Origin of the sequence: Allocatenococcus thiocycli, from assembly GCF_921292965.1 — a bacterium.
In the GTDB taxonomy this organism is placed as follows: Bacteria; Pseudomonadota; Gammaproteobacteria; order Enterobacterales; family Vibrionaceae; genus Vibrio; species Vibrio natriegens.
Genome location: NZ_CAKLCK010000030.1, coordinates 256,221 through 272,611 on the forward strand (window position 1 = coordinate 256,221; position 16,391 = coordinate 272,611).

Annotated in this window: 16 protein-coding genes; 9 read left to right on the top strand and 7 right to left on the bottom strand. The window is 44.6% G+C overall.

Annotated elements, in window-relative coordinates; all coding sequences use genetic code 11:
• Window positions 1-49: 49 nt before the first annotated feature.
• The 4 genes from L9Q40_RS12910 to torE form a co-directional block, all read right to left on the bottom strand.
• A complete protein-coding gene (locus tag L9Q40_RS12910; protein WP_498793532.1) occupies window positions 50-1,789 on the bottom strand; it encodes a glycoside hydrolase family 36 protein in 1,740 nt (579 codons plus the stop codon).
• A gap of 229 nt (window positions 1,790-2,018) precedes the next feature.
• Window positions 2,019-4,481: a trimethylamine-N-oxide reductase TorA gene (gene torA, locus L9Q40_RS12915; protein WP_329352466.1), complete on the bottom strand. Its 2,463-nt coding sequence runs from the start codon at window positions 4,479-4,481 to the stop codon at window positions 2,019-2,021.
• A 25-nt stretch (window positions 4,482-4,506) separates the two neighbouring features.
• The gene (gene torC / locus L9Q40_RS12920; protein ID WP_020332960.1) at window positions 4,507-5,691 is read right to left on the bottom strand and encodes a pentaheme c-type cytochrome TorC; all 1,185 of its coding nucleotides are present in this window, start codon (window positions 5,689-5,691) and stop codon (window positions 4,507-4,509) included.
• 50 nt (window positions 5,692-5,741) lie between these two features.
• Window positions 5,742-5,921 (bottom strand): trimethylamine N-oxide reductase system protein TorE, encoded by a 180-nt coding sequence (gene torE, locus L9Q40_RS12925; protein ID WP_014231506.1) that lies wholly within the window; start codon window positions 5,919-5,921, stop codon window positions 5,742-5,744.
• A gap of 440 nt (window positions 5,922-6,361) precedes the next feature.
• Here torE and L9Q40_RS12930 point away from each other — a divergent pair, with 440 nt between their 5' ends.
• Window positions 6,362-7,165 carry an ABC transporter permease gene (locus tag L9Q40_RS12930; RefSeq protein ID WP_498793534.1) on the top strand — a complete coding sequence of 268 codons (804 nt, stop codon included), beginning with the start codon at window positions 6,362-6,364 and terminating at the stop codon, window positions 7,163-7,165.
• A 245-nt stretch (window positions 7,166-7,410) separates the two neighbouring features.
• Window positions 7,411-7,548, top strand: a complete 138-nt coding sequence (locus tag L9Q40_RS12935; protein WP_014231504.1) for a hypothetical protein — start codon at window positions 7,411-7,413, stop codon at window positions 7,546-7,548.
• 101 nt (window positions 7,549-7,649) lie between these two features.
• Here L9Q40_RS12935 and focA read toward each other — a convergent pair whose 3' ends face one another.
• On the bottom strand, window positions 7,650-8,510 hold the full coding sequence (focA, locus tag L9Q40_RS12940; protein ID WP_014231503.1) for a formate transporter FocA: 861 nt from the start codon (window positions 8,508-8,510) through the stop codon (window positions 7,650-7,652).
• Between the two features lie 302 nt (window positions 8,511-8,812).
• On the opposite strand from focA, the gene L9Q40_RS12945 reads away from it, so the two are divergent.
• The 3 genes from L9Q40_RS12945 (at window position 8,813) to L9Q40_RS12955 (ending at window position 10,824) form a co-directional block, all read left to right on the top strand.
• Window positions 8,813-9,049 carry a TIGR02647 family protein gene (locus L9Q40_RS12945; protein ID WP_014231502.1) on the top strand — a complete coding sequence of 79 codons (237 nt, stop codon included), beginning with the start codon at window positions 8,813-8,815 and terminating at the stop codon, window positions 9,047-9,049.
• Window positions 9,050-9,361: 312 nt separating this feature from the next.
• Window positions 9,362-10,189 carry an NAD-dependent epimerase/dehydratase family protein gene (locus tag L9Q40_RS12950; RefSeq protein ID WP_498793535.1) on the top strand — a complete coding sequence of 276 codons (828 nt, stop codon included), beginning with the start codon at window positions 9,362-9,364 and terminating at the stop codon, window positions 10,187-10,189.
• Entirely contained in the window at window positions 10,186-10,824 is a 639-nt protein-coding gene (locus L9Q40_RS12955; protein ID WP_065299456.1) for a YdcF family protein, read from the top strand. The genes L9Q40_RS12950 and L9Q40_RS12955 overlap by 4 nt, the downstream gene beginning before the upstream one ends.
• Window positions 10,825-10,895: 71 nt before the next feature.
• On the opposite strand, the gene L9Q40_RS12960 is transcribed toward L9Q40_RS12955, so the two are convergent.
• Together L9Q40_RS12960 and cysS are read right to left on the bottom strand one after the other, a co-directional pair.
• Window positions 10,896-11,474 carry a thymidine kinase gene (locus tag L9Q40_RS12960; protein WP_118118179.1) on the bottom strand — a complete coding sequence of 193 codons (579 nt, stop codon included), beginning with the start codon at window positions 11,472-11,474 and terminating at the stop codon, window positions 10,896-10,898.
• Window positions 11,475-11,554: 80 nt separating this feature from the next.
• Window positions 11,555-12,937 carry a cysteine--tRNA ligase gene (gene cysS / locus L9Q40_RS12965; RefSeq protein ID WP_065296655.1) on the bottom strand — a complete coding sequence of 461 codons (1,383 nt, stop codon included), beginning with the start codon at window positions 12,935-12,937 and terminating at the stop codon, window positions 11,555-11,557.
• Window positions 12,938-13,140: 203 nt separating this feature from the next.
• On the opposite strand from cysS, the gene L9Q40_RS12970 reads away from it, so the two are divergent.
• The 4 genes from L9Q40_RS12970 (at window position 13,141) to L9Q40_RS12985 (ending at window position 16,341) form a co-directional block, all read left to right on the top strand.
• The gene (locus tag L9Q40_RS12970; protein ID WP_020332956.1) at window positions 13,141-13,635 is read left to right on the top strand and encodes a peptidylprolyl isomerase; all 495 of its coding nucleotides are present in this window, start codon (window positions 13,141-13,143) and stop codon (window positions 13,633-13,635) included.
• 60 nt (window positions 13,636-13,695) lie between these two features.
• Complete coding sequence (gene lpxH, locus L9Q40_RS12975; RefSeq protein WP_498793536.1) at window positions 13,696-14,424, top strand: UDP-2,3-diacylglucosamine diphosphatase; 729 nt, start codon at window positions 13,696-13,698, stop codon at window positions 14,422-14,424.
• Window positions 14,425-14,532: 108 nt separating this feature from the next.
• Window positions 14,533-15,747 (top strand): EAL and HDOD domain-containing protein, encoded by a 1,215-nt coding sequence (locus tag L9Q40_RS12980; protein WP_498793537.1) that lies wholly within the window; start codon window positions 14,533-14,535, stop codon window positions 15,745-15,747.
• Between the two features lie 90 nt (window positions 15,748-15,837).
• On the top strand, window positions 15,838-16,341 hold the full coding sequence (locus L9Q40_RS12985; RefSeq protein ID WP_329345864.1) for a YchJ family protein: 504 nt from the start codon (window positions 15,838-15,840) through the stop codon (window positions 16,339-16,341).
• The last annotated feature ends 50 nt before the right edge of the window (window positions 16,342-16,391 follow it).

The window sequence follows — 16,391 nt, forward strand, 5'->3', positions numbered from 1 at the left end:
TGGAAAAAGAGCCTCATTTGAGGCTCTTTTCTGCGCTTAATTCATAACACTATACTGTTACGATGGCTTTTGCATTCAAGCCCTTATCCAGGCTGACTAAAAACATCTGACAAGGGTCTTGATTCAGCTTTTCTCCCGTCCAGAAATCATACCAGTCGACAGGCTTGTCCGAAGTCAGCGTAAACTCCGTTGCGTCTTGATTTGAGAAGTTAAACAAACAATGCAGATCATTTTTCGATGTTAGCTTCAAAAATGCGTGATTTAAATTCAATGACGAAAAGATGGCAGACTCTTGGCTGCGACGCTGGCGCAACATAAGTTTCGACAACGTTTTGCTCGCAAATGGGGTAATCTCTGGCAGTGGATCGCCAGAAAGTAACAAGCCGCCACAAGCCAAAAGTACAGTACGATGAAATTCGTAGTCCTCACGCGAAGCCGCTTGATTTGGTAACGAGGTAAACGTTGCGCAGTCTGGGTCAATCTGCCAAAGCTTCCGGTGCTGCCAACTGCGGTAAAATGTTTCTTTTGCGATCTGTTCGAAGCGATGACTATGACGTTCAACGTCATCGGAAACACGCATCGCATCCACCAGCCCCAGTGAAGGCCACATTGGCGCATTACAACCCAGCAGCCAAGCGTCACCCGCCCCTTTCGCTATCGCTTCCATTCCCATTCGGTACGCTTCTACACCTGTCACTCCAGATTGACTGCGTTTTCCCTTGAGAGTACCCCAATAGTTTGCATCCAGCTTAAACAGTTCGACGCCCCACTCTTCACGCATGACAGACACCACATGGGAAAGGTGATCTTGGACTTCTGGAAGAGAAGTATCGAGAATATACCACGGTGTGCATCGCCAGCCTCCGTAGGTGACATCCTCTGCTTTCATTAAACTGCCATCATGATGACGCACAAACCAGTCAGGGTGTTGTTTGAACACTTCCGACTCTGGTTGAGCAATAAATGGCGCCATCCAAATCGCTGGCTTTTTCCCCTTAGAACGAATGTTCTGAATTAACTCTTTTACACCACCAGAAAACTTATCGGAAGGCGTGAGCCAGTCCCCCATGAACGCCTGATAGCCATCGTCAAGTAACACCCACTCCAGATCCGCCAGCTTATCGCTCATACACTCTACATTTTGCAAAATGTTCGTTTCTGTCACGTCAGCGTAATAGGCGTACCACGAGCACCAACCTACAGGAGCACGTTGTGTGACACCGTTACGTACCGGATGATTGTCTGTAATCATCTTGCTGTATTGTTGGTAAAGTGCTGACAATGATGTTCCGCTCAGCACGGTAACAGACTCCAAAGCATTACTTTCCCAGTCGGTCACTTGTGTATGCTCGCCATCAATAGCCGCAGCCAGAGTCCACTGATCTTCATGCAATCGCACATCAAAATAGCCAGCGAAGCGACGGCAACTGGTAAAGCCAAATAACGTATAGCCATCAGAGTCTTCAACCACTAAGTAGTTGTAGTAACGCTTGGGTTCATCTTGAGAATAGATCCGATAACTCGGATTGTTATCAGGACAACGACCAACATCAATGGGCTGGCTGATGGTCCCTGAGGTTTGTGCCAGCATCTGAAAACCGTCTCCGATCACGCGAGCGCCATGTTCATATAAAAATGGGACTTCAAAGAGCACTTCGCGATCAGTAAAGGTCTTCTGGTGGATACCAGCAAAAGAAAAGTGTACTTGATTGCCGATGACATCGGCGTGCAGGTCGTTATCAACGACGGTAATTTCTATGCGATTAGCGAACTGAAAGGTTTGAGTCATATTAGATCTACTTAGTTATTATTATCTTTATACCCAAGAGACTTGGTTCAATATGAACCGTTAGGTACGGTTACCATTATCCTACGGTTTAGAAGCGTAAATCGTTAGTTGCCTCACGAATACACCTTAGCTCTTAGTGAAACATAATTATTGAGATAACGCTCCCCAAAATTCTGCTAAAAAAATACCAGCCCGAAGGCTGGTATTGCGTTTTAAACTTGTGCTTGTATTAAGCAACTTCGATTGGGCCACCGAATGATGTGACCGGCGGCACTTTACCTGTGAACTTCTCAAAGTCGACGATACAAGTGTTCGCAGAAGTAGCCTGTGCAAGCTCAGACGAACCGATGTCTTGCGTTAGCGTATTAGGGTCACCATACGTACAGATAGCGCCTTCTTTCTCGTTGAGAGGACCATACCAGGCACCTTCTTCGATACGAACAACGCCACGTGGGTAACTGTCGGTCAGAACCGCACCCGCCAAAAGCTGACCACGACCGTTAAATACACGCACCAGGTCACCATCTTTAATGCCTTTTGCTTTTGCATCAACCGGGTTGATGTAAACAGGCTCACGACCTTGCACCGCGTAAGTGGCGCGGAACTCTTCAGATTCACACATTTGTGAGTGCAAGCGCTTATCAGGGTGACAAGACTGCAACCAGAATGGGTATTTGTCTGAACCCGGACCACCGTGTGAACGTTCTGATTTTTCGAACCACATTGGGTGCTCTTGACAATGCTCGTAACCGTAACGACCGATCTTACGAGAGGTAATCTCGATGAAACCAGATGGCGTACCCAGTGGATTCAACTCTGGGTCTTTACGGAAATCCGCGTGACGAACCCAAGGTTTGCCTTCACCAAAGTCCAGTACACTCTTCTCCCAGAATTCGTTGAACTCTGGCATTTCGAATTTACCTTCATTGGCTTTCTTACAATCGTTGTACAGGCTTTCGATCCATTCCATCTCACTCATACCACGGGTGTACTCTTCACGGCGGCCAAAGCGTTGTGTCAGTTCACTCATGATCTGGAAGTCAGGTTTAGATTGGAACAGTGGATCCACCAAACGGTGCATCGCCACCAAACCACGGCTTGAGTATGACCCATAAACGTCGATATCGTTACGCTCCCACTGAGTACAAGCTGGTAATACGATATCTGAGAAGCGACAAGTTGCCGTCCACGCAAACTCAATGGTCACAACCGTTTGTAGCTTCTTGAACGCTTTCTTCATGCGATTGCGATCTTGGTGATGGTGCCATGGGTTACAACCCGAGATAACCATCATTTTGAAATCTGGCAGTTTAACTTTGCCGCCGTTGTAATTGATCTCTTTACCTGGCTCCAGAATAGCATCGATCCAACGCGCTACCGGGATAGTACGGCTGTAGCCGTTGAAATCATTGTTATCCCACTTCGGCTTCATACCCTGATCAAGGTTACGCGGGAAGCCACCAGGGCCTGCGAAACCCGTTGATGGAACACCGATACTTGAGTAGTGGTGACCATAAGAGATACCGCCGCCTGGCAGGCCAATCTGACCTACCATCGCAGCAACAACCGCAGCCGCCCAATATGGTTGCTCGCCGTGTTCCTGACGCTGAATACACCAGCCCATTAAGATTTGTGTACGACCATTAACCAACATGCGGGCGAATTCGCGAATCTTGTCCGCTTTCACACCACAGATAGCTGCAGCCCACTCTGGAGTCTTTTCCGTCTTATCTTTGGTTTGACCCTGAACGTATTGAATGAACTCTTCAAAGCCTAAACAGTAGGTCTCAATGAATTTCTTATCGTATAGCTCTTCGTTGTACAGCACGTGTGCAACAGCCAGCATGAACGCTACGTCGGTCATCGGGTTGATGTACAGGTGATCGTTCTCTAGGTAGCGCTGAGTTTTGTTCTTCACCGGGTCAACAGACAAAACGTTGATCTCACCTTTCGCGACTTTCTCTTTTAGCTGTTCTAGATACTTGAAAGATTCGTGCGTTTCACAGTTCCAACCTACCTGAAGGTTTTTCACTGGATCGTTTGCCCACAGAACAATGTTGTCTGAGTTCTCTAGGATTTCAGACCAAGAGGTACCTTGTGCATAAACTTCTGTTGAACCGAGTACGTAAGGCATGATGGTTTGGCCCGCCCCCGTCGAGTAGTCGCCAACTTTTGTGATGAAGTTACCATGCATGCCTACCGCACGTTGCATGTGCGCCGTACAGTTGTTGAACGCACCCGTTTGGTTCCAGCCAGTTTGGCCAGCGTGTAGCGCCCAAGGACCGTATTCTTTCTGTACACGCTCTAACTCACGGTAGAACAGATCCAGCGCTTCATCCCACGTTACACGGATAAAACGGTTGTTGCCGCGAGTATCTGCGCTGTACTTGTGCTTTTTCAGCCAATCCAGACGAACCATTGGGTAACGAACACGCGATGGGCTGTAAATGATGCCCTTGATGCCGTTCAGCATCTCTGTCGGGTTCTTATCAAGCTCTAGTGGTTTGATCTCCTGAACCTTACCCGCGTAGATATGAGCGCGGAATGCGCCCCAGTGCGAGCCCGTCACTTTCCAGGTACCAGTCGATTCCGCGGCTTTTGCAGAAGCTGACGCTAATAAGCTTGGACCGATAACTGACGCGGCACTTGTCGTTGCTACGCCTTTAAGAAAACTTCTTCGTGTAATAGCCATTTAAAATTCTCCAATCCGACGCTTATTAGTGGTGGCCTTCAGCATAATCTGAAGAGTGCTTCTGTAGATATTTCAAGATAAGCGCTTCGCTGTCCGTATCCAGGTTCACGAACGCTAACATACCGTCGAACATACCTGGCCAGGTGTTCGCGTCGAAGTGCGCTTCAGCAGGTTGCGTGTGACATACTGAACAGTTGGTTTTGTACGCTTCACGAGATTTTTCCCATACTGGATTGATATCGTTCAACGCCGACTCTTTCTTCAACCAAGCTTTTGCTGTCACTTTTTCCCATGGGAGACCAGTGAGTTCGTCAACACGTTTTTCACCTGTCGTTACCATGTTGCTGTCGGTAGACGCTTCTTTAAGCAGAGATGCAGTCGCAATGTTCTTACCGAAATCTTCTTGGATTACGCGACCAAAGCCTTTCGCTTTACGCCAGCCATCGATTTCGATTTCAACAAAGTCGCCTTTTTCTTCGATCACTTTTACGGTCGATGCCGGGTTCAGAAGACCCGCTTCTTTGGTGCCTTGCTCATCAAAGTAAAGTGGAAGATGACGAATGCTGACTAGCTGCTGACCTACTGCGTAATCCGTGTTTGAAGTCATTTGTTCCAGATCGCCGACAATACCGCCGATGCTATCCATACCAGCAGGCAAGTTGTGCGCAATGCCTTTGTGGCAATCTACACAGCTTTGATCTTTCTCTGCGGCTTGTTTCATTTGAATACGCGCGGTCGGAGACATCTGGTCGAAGTCCATCGAGTCGTAGTTATGGCAGTTTTTACATTCAAGAGATTTGTTCGCAGAAAAACGATCCCATTCATGTTTGGCTAACTCGATACGGCGCTCTTCAAACACCCCTTCTTCATCGTAGTTACCAAATACTTGTGCAAACACTTCTTTAGAAGCCTGCATCTTACGAGCGATTTTATCTGTCCAGTTATGTGGCACGTGACAGTCAGGACAAGTCGCACGTACACCAGAGTGGTTTTTCCAGTGAACCGTGTCTTGCAGTTCAACATAAACGTTATCGCGCATGGTGTGACAGCTGATACAGAACTCTTCCGTGTTGGTCGCTTCTAACGCTGTGTTGAAGCCACCCCAGAAAATAACGCCTGCGATAAAGCCACCCATAGTTAGCACACCAAGGCTGATATGCACGGCAGGGCGTGTCATCGTACGCCACAGTTTAATGATTAATGATTTCATTATTTGCTCTCTTAAAATCTTTTCAAAAGTGTGGTTATGAGCTCAACGGCTTACATACCGTGCGCACCAGGAGGTCCAAAGAAGAACACCTGCAACATCCATACGATGAATCCGTAACCGCCAACGAAACCCACACTTAAAATTGGAAAGAGAACAACCGCGATAAAGAAAAACGACTTCCATTCAAGGGAGCGTTTTTCACCGCACTCAATATTATTAACATCTTTCATACATTTGCCTACTTTGTATTTAGTGTTATTGAAAAGCTCAGGAAATAGAGCTTAAGTTTTTTACAATTTATAACCGAAAATGTTAGTCCATATTAATAGTAGGGTTCAATCAAATAACGCCCTTCAACCCTTGTTATTCAACACTTTTTTGAGTTCGAACGGAGATGTGTGGGATTGATATTATTTATTAAAAAACATGAACAGATATGAAAAAATAAGTCTTTTAAATAAACGTTAAATTGGTAACAATATAAAAACACAAATAACATTTTCACGTTAAACATTACGGGAAAAATGTATTTTCATAGCGAAGAAAAACCAAATAATGTAAACAAATTGATAAGAAATGACTTATAAAGGAGGCTTTAACTCGCATTTAAAATCATTCGAAAAATATGAGTTAATATAGAAAGGGTAAAGACGAGAACTTAGGAGAATTGATGGACAGCGTAGTAGATATTAGCTGGATAAAACTGGCGTTATTCAGCTTGATTTTGCTCATCCCACTGGCAATTAACTATCGCTACAAATTGGGAATTGCGAAAGACACTACGATCAGTGTTCTTCGTATGACAGTGCAGCTGATCCTGATAGGCGTTTACTTAGAGTACCTCTTCCACCTAAATAGTTTACTGATCAACGTGCTATGGATAGCTGTCATGATTGTGGTTGGCGCAAGCACGATTGCGGGTAAAGCTCACTTACCTAAAAAACCATTGATGCTGCCCTTAATCACAGGGCTTGTTTGCGGTCTATGCCCGCTTCTGATTGCCTTGACGGTAGGTTTAGTTAAACCGACACCTCTTTATAGTGCCCAATACATGATTCCTCTGGCTGGTATGTTGTTAGGTAATAGCTTAAGCAGCAACATCATCGCGCTACAAAACCTCTTTACCGCCTTTGAAGAACGTAAGACAGAGTACGAAGCCGCTATTTCACTTGGTGCATCTCCTAAATACGCTTCATTTCCCTTTGTTCAAGAGGCGCTAAGAAAATCCATGGCCCCAATCTTAGCGTCAATGACTGCAACTGGCCTTGTCACGCTTCCAGGGATGATGACAGGGCAGATCTTAGGAGGAGCAAGCCCTCTGGTCGCGATAAAGTATCAATTGGTGATCATGTTAGCGATTTTCGTCATGTTAAATATATCTGTGGTTATCACCCTAGAAATGACATTGAGCAGCGTGCAAACCAAAGAAGGCCGGATTAGAGTAAAAATTGAGCAAAAAAGTTCTACAAAATAAGCTCGACTTACTCGCATATAACCGTTTAATTTTATAATATTTTCTACAGTCAGATAGATACACACGATCTTTAAGACAGGTTATCCACAGAAAATGTGGATAAGCAATGAAAAAACATACGCAATCAGAAACATAACAGGTTGTCTGGAAAAAGGTTTTTCCGAAACGTAACGGTCATAAATTGATCACTTGGCTGAAATGCTCTAGTTTTAGAGTGCAGGGAGTAGCATAAAGGAGCAACTATCATGGATGTATTAATGGTCTCTGAAAAGTATGATGAATTGTTGTCTGACACGCCGCTGGAGTGGCTGGTTCAGGTACCAAATGAAATGACGTCACACTGGGTGCCGATCGAGTTTGGGATTAACGAAGAGTTGGTATAGCTGCATAGGTTTAAAGCGAGCAGATGCAAGACAGCAGACAAGAGAAAGGCGAGCCATTTGAGCTCGCCTTTTTACTAATCTGAAATGGAAAAGATCACTGATTATCTCAGGTGCTTGTCTTCATCACGCAGGTAAATCATCCAATACCACATACCGACAAACACACCGCCACCGATAATATTCCCTAACGTAACAGGGATCAGGTTGTTGAGAATGAAGCCTGTCATGTTCAAATCCGCGTAATTCGCAATATCTGCGCCAGTCATTTGCCAGAACGCTTCTGGAGCAAAGTATTTAATCCCAATCGCCATTGGAACCTGGAACATGTTCGCAATACAGTGCTCAAAACCTGCTGACACAAACATGGCAACGGGTAGGATCATTACCGCAATCTTATCGGTTAAGGTGCGTCCACTGAATGTCATCCAGACAGCAATACACACTAAAACGTTACACATAATGCCTAGGGCGACTGCCGCGAAGAAACCGTGATGTAATTTATGCTGGGAAATAGCCATGGCATTTAAGCCGACCTGCCCGCCATCAAACATATACTGCTTGCTGACCAGCATACAAGCCACCAGCATAGCGGCACCAGCCATGTTACCAAAGTAAACTACAAACCAGTTTTTAACTAACGCCTTCCAGGAAATTTTTCCACTGGCGCGCGCTACCAGTGTCAACACCGAGCTGGTGAAAAGCTCACCGCCTGTGACCACAACAAGGATCAATCCAAGACTAAACGCAAGACCACCAATTAAACGCGTCATGCCCCAAGGTAAGTCGCCTGCACCCGTTGTTACGGTAGTATAGAAAATGAATGCAATACCAATATGAAGCCCTGCGGAGATGGCAAGTAAAAAGGATTTAACAGGTGCTTTAGTCGCTTTACCTACACCAACTTCGGCAGCGCGTTCAGCAGCTTGCGGCGGTAATAATGAGTCAAACTGATTGAAATTCATGGTGGCGTAACATTTAGAAACAATTAAGGAGGCGGCGATAATCGCGCGATTTTCACACTTTTTCAAGGGGTATTTGTAGTGTTAACTAAAAATATTGTTTGCGGGATGTTTATCACCAAATCTGGGACACTAAAATGGCAAATTTTTACTGTCATTGATATGTGACAAGAATATTTTCTTTCGAACAAAAATCCCACGTTATATCAGCCTGATAGCAATACAGTTAACACTTCTCGCGGTTTTGTGTTGCTCTAGTTGGTTTTTGAGACTAGCTTGGATAAAAAAGCGCAAAGGAATTATTTATGAAATATTCAGCGGAACACATGGCCGAATTGAATCTACTTCTTCAGTTCGATTTAAGCAGCGCGGCAACGGGCATTAAAGTTCACAAAGATGCGTCCGAAGAAACGCAAACTGCCATTGCTCGTCTGTATGAGAAAAAACTCTGCACACAGCCTGATGGTGGCTATTTAACTGACGAAGGTATCGAGGTCGCAGAACACGCAGAAAAAATCTTACGAGTACTAGCAGCAAGCTAATCTAAACGTAAATGGCTGCATGATTAGCGTTCAAGCCGTCAAAAGCGGTCTGAAACCGTAACATCGCCAGCTTGACCGTACAAATATCAATCACCTTTCCTCCTATAAAGTGCCATCATCATTGATGGCATTCACATATTTTGCCAATAGGTTTACACTTATTTCTAATACACTGAAGTTTGACTATTGCAATCAATAACGTACATCGATACCAGATTAGACGCCTGATAAGGTATCCCCTCCCTTGCTTCAGTGAACAATACAACGCGCATAACTCTGTTTAACAATTTTAATTTAGTCGGGAAGAGACATATGGCAAACACATTGATTGTAGGTGCAGGCTGGCTAGGTACACCACTCGCCCAAGCGTTAGTAGACGAAGGACAGACTGTTGTAGTGACTCGCCGCAGCCAGGAAAGGTTGGATGAATTACCATCGACACTCATGAACGCTGAGATCCTCGATCTCACTCAACCACACGCAGAAATAAAATTGCCAGAGCTTATCCAGCGGTATCAAATCAAGCACATCGTCGGTGCGTTTCCCCCAGGATTTAGAAAAGGTGGTGGTCAAGAGTATGCTCAGCAATGGGCAACCTTAGTTGAAACCGCAAAGCAGCAAGAGATCGAAAAGTTAGTGATGATCAGTTCCACGACGGTCTACCCTAATTTGCCCTCTGACATGAATGAAGATTGCGCCTCGTTGAAACTGGCACAAAACCATCCTCATTTTTCTGAAAACGCGCAGATCATGTTGCAGGCGGAGCAGTCTGTCATCGACTCTGGTATTCACTATGCCATTTTAAGATGTAGCGGGTTGATTGGCCCGGACAGAAACCCGGCTCGCTTTGCTGCGCGACTCAAACAAGTAAGCCGCAAGGCCCCTGCAAACATGCTTCATCAAAAAGACGCGGTTGCCGCTGCAAAATTTGCACTGGAACACATTGATAATGAAATTGTTAACGTGACAACACCCAATACCGTCAGCAAAGCCGAATTCTATCAGGCTGCAATCACTAAGAGTGGCGCGGAGCTTTATCTTCCTCCAGTGACAGAAGATGCCGATAAGCGCATTGTCGCAGATAAGCTCGTATCTCTCGGTTATCAATTTCAATTTAACTCAACGCTGGATGCACTATGAAGCTTTATCAACATATCGAAACACTCTGGGATTACATGCAACTTAAGCATCAGCTAAAACCAGCGGATTGCTTATTAGTCATGTGCAGTAATGACCTTCGTGTCGCAGAACATGCTGCAAAGCTTTATCAGCAGAAACTTGCACCACTCATTGTGTTCTCTGGCGGTAAAGGGCGATTTACAGATGGTTTGTTTGACAAAAGTGAAGCTGAAACTTTCGCAGAAATCGCGCAAGCGGCAGGTGTCCCTGGCGATGCAATATTGTTAGAAACCCAATCAACAAATAGTGGTGAAAACATACGCTTTACTCATCAGCTACTCGAAAACAGCGGTATTTTGTGTGACTCAGTGATTTTGGTGCAAAAACCATTTATGGAGCGTCGAGCCATCGCTACGTTCGAGAAACAATGGCAATCGCCCTATTCTCAACTTCAAGTGAGCTCCACTGCACATCCGTTCTTCGAGTACATTAATGAAGATATGCCGTTGATGATGGTGTTAGAAGCACTGATGGAAGACTATTCTCGCGTCAAAACCTACCCTGAAAAAGGTTTTCAGACTGAGCAAGTCATTCCGGAAAATGTCGAGTCGTCTTATCAGGCATTACTGCAACGTTTCGGTTTTAACTTCGCATAATTGAATAACGCCAAATCGCAAAAAAGCCACCGATTTTGGTGGCTTTTTGGTATGCGTTTAGCGAATCAGGACTATTTCCCTAACGCTTCTTTGTAATGCTGACGACAAACCGAAACATAGCGTTCATTACCGCCAATCGCGACTTGGTCGCCCTCTTTTATAGCAACACCATTTTCATCGGTACGAATAACCATATTCGCTTTGCGCCCACAGTGGCAAATCGTCTTAAGTTCTACCAACTTGTCTGCCCATGATAATAGGTACTTGCTGCCTTCAAAAAGTTCACCAAGAAAATCGGTTCTTAGGCCGTAACAAAGCACAGGGATATGTAGCTTATCCACCACTTCTGTTAGTTGATATACCTGCTCTTTGGTTAAGAATTGGCACTCATCAACAAGAATACAATGTCGCTTTTCAACCTCGTTTAGAGCAGCAATCTCCTGATATAAATTGGTATCCTGACCAAAAAGATGAGCGTCTGACTGTAGACCAATTCGTGAGCTTACTTTGCCCACACCGTAGCGGTCATCAAGTGCTGCCGTAAATATCACTGGCGTCATACCGCGTTCTTGGTAGTTAAAAGAAGATTGAAGAAGAGTCGTTGATTTACCCGCATTCATCGCAGAGTAGTAGAAATACATCTGAGCCACAGAGCATTACCTGAAGTTAAAAATATAGAAGTAGAAAATAAAAGGGCTGAATTATCAGCCCTTTAAAAAAGAAAATTCAATTACTTACGACGCCAAGTTGTGCCTTCTGGACCATCTTCCAGCACGATGCCCATTTCGGTTAGCTTATCGCGAGCCATATCTGCGTTTGCCCAATCTTTAGACGCACGAGAGTCGTTACGCAGTTTGATCAACGCTTCAATTTCTGCCACTTCATCATCATTACCTGCGTCACCTTTCAAGAAGGCTTCAGGATCTTGATAAAGAATACCGATAACATCTGCAAGCTCACGCATTAATGCGCCAAGCTCGCTTGCTTTCTCGATGCTTTCTGTCTTCAGACGGTTCACTTCACGCGCCATATCAAACAGTACTGAATAAGCTTCAGGCGTGTTGAAATCGTCATTCATCGCGTTAGTGAAGCGAGAAACGTACTCTTCGCCACCAGCTGGTGCTGCTTTTAAATCAAGACCACGTAGCGAAGTGTATAAACGCTCAAGTGAAGCACGCGCTTGGTTTAGGTTATCTTCGCTGTAGTTTAATTGGCTACGGTAGTGACCAGACATCAGGAAGTAGCGTACTGTTTCCGCATCGTAGTGACCTAGAACGTCACGGATGGTGAAGAAATTGCCCAGAGACTTAGACATTTTCTCGCGATCGACCATCACCATGCCACTGTGCATCCAAGTATTCACGTACTTAGTATCGTGTGCACAGCAAGACTGAGCGATCTCATTCTCATGGTGAGGGAACTGAAGGTCAGAACCGCCGCCGTGGATATCGAAGTGGTTACCAAGAATTGACGAGTTCATTGCAGAACATTCAATGTGCCAACCTGGACGGCCAGGGCCCCATGGAGATTCCCAAGTTGGTTCGCCTGGCTTAGACATTTTCCAAAGTACGAAATCTAGTGGGCTACGTTTTGCTGTTTCGATATCAACACGAGCACCAGCCTGAAGCTGATCCAAGTCTTGCTTAGACAGTTTACCGTATTCGTCAAACTTGCCTACTTCAAACATGACGTCGCCGTTATCCGCAACATACGCAAAGCCACGTTCAATCAGCTTTTCAACCAGCTCGATGATTTCTGTGATGAACTGCGTAGCGCGAGGCTCAACGTCTGGGCGCTTCATATTTAGCGCATCGAAATCAGCATGCATTTCGCCAATCAGGCGCTCAGTCAATGAATCACAAGATTCACCGTTTTCTGCCGCACGCTTAATGATCTTATCGTCGATATCGGTGATATTGCGAACAAACGTTAGATCGTAACCCAAGTAACGCAGGTAGCGAGAAACAACGTCAAAAGACACAAAAGTACGACCGTGGCCGATGTGACAGAGATCGTAGATGGTAACTCCACAGACATACATGCCAACTTTGCCGGCTGTAATTGGTTTGAATTCCTCTTTCTGTCTTGTGAGTGTGTTATATATCTTTAACATGATCTCTATCTATGATTGTGAATGATTCCAAGAAGGCCGAGTATAACAACTCCGACCTTATTAGGTAATAGGAATTAACCGATAAAACGATAATCGGCTAAACTTCAAGCACAAAACGATTAATTTCTTCTTCCTGAGTTTTTAAAGCGTTGTAACTTAGGCTAGAATCTCGGGCTCAATACAACACAGTAAAGGACAGTAGCATGATCACCCTTCACACTAATTTTGGTGACATCAAGATTCAACTAAACGAAGAGAAAGCGCCAGAAACAAGCGCAAACTTCCTACAGTACTGCCGCGACGGTTTTTACGACAACACTCTATTCCACCGTGTTATTGATGGTTTCATGGTTCAAGGTGGCGGCATGGAATCAGGTCTACGTGAAAAAGCAACACGTGCACCGATCAAAAATGAAGCAAACAACGGCCTTAGCAACAAAGTAGGTACTCTTGCTATGGCACGTACTATGGAGCCGCACTCAGCAAGCTCTCAGTTCTTCATCAACGTAAACAACAACACATTCCTAGACTTCCGTAGCGAAAGCCTAGACGGTTGGGGTTACTGTGTATTCGGTGAAGTTGTAGAAGGTATGGACGTAGTTAACCAAATCAAGGGCGTTAGCACTGGTTCTTACGGCATGCACCAAGACGTACCACTAGAAGACGTGGTAATCACTGGTACAACAATCGAAGAGTAATTCTTACGAATTATTCCCACCACTTAATTGAATGGGGAGGCATCGCCTCCCCTTATTTCTATGACAACATTATTTATATCAGACCTGCACCTTACGCCGTCACGCCCTGACATTACAGAGTGTTTTGTAACGTTTATGCGCACAGAAGCCCCAAAAGCCGATGCGCTTTATGTATTAGGTGATCTTTTCGAGTTTTGGGTCGGTGACGACGACAAAACGCCTTTTGCAAACCAAATTCGTACCGAGTTTAAAGCCCTGACCGACAGTGGTATTCCCGTCTTCTTTATTCAGGGCAACCGTGATTTCCTGCTAGGTCAACGTTTTTGCAAACAAACGGGTATTACGCTTCTCGATGATGTTTGCACCATTGATCTTTATGGCACAAAAGCGGTGATCCTACATGGAGACACCTTGTGTACAGACGATGTGGACTATCAGAAATTTCGTAAGACCGTTCATCAACCTTGGTTGCAATGGGTCTTCAATCATATCCCTTGGTTTATAAAGAAAAAAATTGTTGCGAAAGTTCAGTCTGATATTCGAGATGACAAAAGTAGTAAACCTTTGGACATTATGGATGTCAACCAAGGTGAAGTAGAGAAAGTAATGTCTCAACATTGTGTCGACCTGATTATTCATGGTCATACCCATCGTCCAAAAACCCATATTTTTGACATAAATGGCGTGCCAAAGAAACGGATAGTTTTGGGAGATTGGTATACGCAAGGTTCGGTTTTACAAGTAAATTTTGATGGTTTTGATCTACAAACAAGACCTTTCAAGCGATAATTTACGCAAAACCTGTCCAAAGCTTACAATATTCGGACTTAAAGCATAGATATTTTACGAAAAATCGTTATCATCATATGACTCAGTTAAGCAGAATGAAGTACCTAATTGAAGTATTCTTACGTAGCTCGCCAGCCGATTCTAAACAGAGAAAAGCGAACCATTGGTTATGAGCTTCTCTTTCGCGACGGCCCAAAAAATACCTTCCCTGAAGTAGAACCTGAGCTGGCTACCAGTCGATTGCTGTCCGATCATTTTTTATCGACGCATTACAATACATTAGGTAACAAGCTGGGGTTCGTTAACTTCCCCCAGCAAAGTCTGATAAATCTGGTTCCGACGTTGTTTCCAAAAGACTCATTAGTTATCGAGGTTCTGGAAGATTGCGAGCCAACTGAAGAGCTGTTTAAAGCGATTAAACACTTGCATGAATATGGTTACAGAATAGCCTTGGATGATTTTGTACCGACCAAAGCCTGGAAACGATTTCTTCCTTATGTATCCATTATCAAGTTTGACATTCGCTTGGTGCCGATAGAAAAAGCGGCAATTTTCATTCAATCTCTTAGTCACTACAACATCGATTTTCTTGCAGAAAAAGTGGAAACCTATGAGGAGTTTGAACAAACTCTAGAAGCGGGATTCAATTACTTTCAGGGCTACTTCTTCAGCAAACCGGAGATGATCAAGAAAAAGCAACTGAAACCCTCATTTCTGGCAGTTATCCAATTATGTAAAGAGATTGCGGATAAGCCCATCGATTTTGATGAAGTTGAACGACTCTTTTCTATTGATCTTTCACTTTCATACAAACTACTGACTTACGTTAATTCCGGTTATACGCTCGCCACCAAAATTAAGTCATTCAGACAAGCTCTGATTTACTTGGGTGAAGATCGCTTGCGACGATTCATCTCACTCGTAGCCATCGCTTCTGTCCAAGATGACAAACCGGATTCCCTGTATACCCTTGCAATCCAGCGCGCCCGAATGTGCGAATTATTACTGAGCCTGATGAAGACTAAATACGATCCGGGGCAAGCCTTCCTTACGGGGATGTTTTCGCTGCTAGATTCACTGCTCGACCAACCGCTTAGCGATGTGATTAACGATATTCCTGTGGACGACGATATCAAATTAGCGCTCACAAGCCACAAAGGTGTATTGGGTTACTTACTGTCGATGACTATCGCTTATGAACAAGCAAACTGGGAGCGAGTTGAGAAATATTGCACGGCTCTAAAGCTCACAGAAGAGCAACTTGTCGAAGCATTTAACCAGTCTACCGTCTGGGCTCAGGAACTCCTTTCCCAAAGTTCTTAAGCGTTTCATCTTCTGATAACGTCGTTCGGGTGTATAATCCTACCTATCTCACCGACGTGAGCCTGTTTAATCAAATAGAGATTTCTTTTTATGTCTTCTACCTGCCCATGCGGCTCTAATCTCCCTTATCAACAGTGTTGTGAAATTGCCCATAGCAATCACAAAAATGTAGAAACACCAGAGCAGTTAATGCGCTCACGCTACAGTGCTCATGTTTTAGGGTTAGTGGATTATGTTGTCGCGACTTATCACCCGAGTTGTCATGCTGAAGATCAGCGCGAAGGCATTGCACAATCTATCGATAGTGACTGGTGCCAACTTGAAGTAATAAAAGCTGAAGCAGGCAGCAATGAAAATGAAGGGTTTGTTGAATTCAACGCCTACTTCAATGAAGAAGGTAAACGCTACTGCCTGAGTGAGCGCTCACGCTTTGTCAAAGAGAGTGGCCTCTGGTACTACATTGACGGAACCTTCCCACAAGACGAACAAGAACCAGATCCTCGTCTGAGCCAGCCAGTAAGTAGCCTGAAAGTTGGCCGTAATGACCCATGTATTTGTGGCAGCGGTAAGAAATTTAAGAAATGTTGTGGGTAGAAGTTAGATCCTAGGATTTTAGGTCCTAGAAGAGTACGCTGGGAATAAAG

Excerpts from the sequence above, each read along its gene's own strand:
- L9Q40_RS12950 (WP_498793535.1), top strand. The coding sequence starts at position 9,362 with ATGGCAAACACATTGATTGTAGGTGCAGGCTGGCTAGGTACACCACTC.
- focA (WP_014231503.1), bottom strand. The coding sequence starts at position 8,510 with ATGAATTTCAATCAGTTTGACTCATTATTACCGCCGCAAGCTGCTGAA.
- L9Q40_RS12970 (WP_020332956.1), top strand. The coding sequence starts at position 13,141 with ATGATCACCCTTCACACTAATTTTGGTGACATCAAGATTCAACTAAAC.
- torE (WP_014231506.1), bottom strand. The coding sequence starts at position 5,921 with ATGAAAGATGTTAATAATATTGAGTGCGGTGAAAAACGCTCCCTTGAA.
- L9Q40_RS12935 (WP_014231504.1), top strand. The coding sequence starts at position 7,411 with ATGGATGTATTAATGGTCTCTGAAAAGTATGATGAATTGTTGTCTGAC.
- L9Q40_RS12985 (WP_329345864.1), top strand. The coding sequence starts at position 15,838 with ATGTCTTCTACCTGCCCATGCGGCTCTAATCTCCCTTATCAACAGTGT.
- torA (WP_329352466.1), bottom strand. The coding sequence starts at position 4,481 with ATGGCTATTACACGAAGAAGTTTTCTTAAAGGCGTAGCAACGACAAGT.
- lpxH (WP_498793536.1), top strand. The coding sequence starts at position 13,696 with ATGACAACATTATTTATATCAGACCTGCACCTTACGCCGTCACGCCCT.
- torC (WP_020332960.1), bottom strand. The coding sequence starts at position 5,691 with ATGAAATCATTAATCATTAAACTGTGGCGTACGATGACACGCCCTGCC.
- L9Q40_RS12910 (WP_498793532.1), bottom strand. The coding sequence starts at position 1,789 with ATGACTCAAACCTTTCAGTTCGCTAATCGCATAGAAATTACCGTCGTT.
- cysS (WP_065296655.1), bottom strand. The coding sequence starts at position 12,937 with ATGTTAAAGATATATAACACACTCACAAGACAGAAAGAGGAATTCAAA.
- L9Q40_RS12945 (WP_014231502.1), top strand. The coding sequence starts at position 8,813 with ATGAAATATTCAGCGGAACACATGGCCGAATTGAATCTACTTCTTCAG.
- L9Q40_RS12930 (WP_498793534.1), top strand. The coding sequence starts at position 6,362 with ATGGACAGCGTAGTAGATATTAGCTGGATAAAACTGGCGTTATTCAGC.
- L9Q40_RS12955 (WP_065299456.1), top strand. The coding sequence starts at position 10,186 with ATGAAGCTTTATCAACATATCGAAACACTCTGGGATTACATGCAACTT.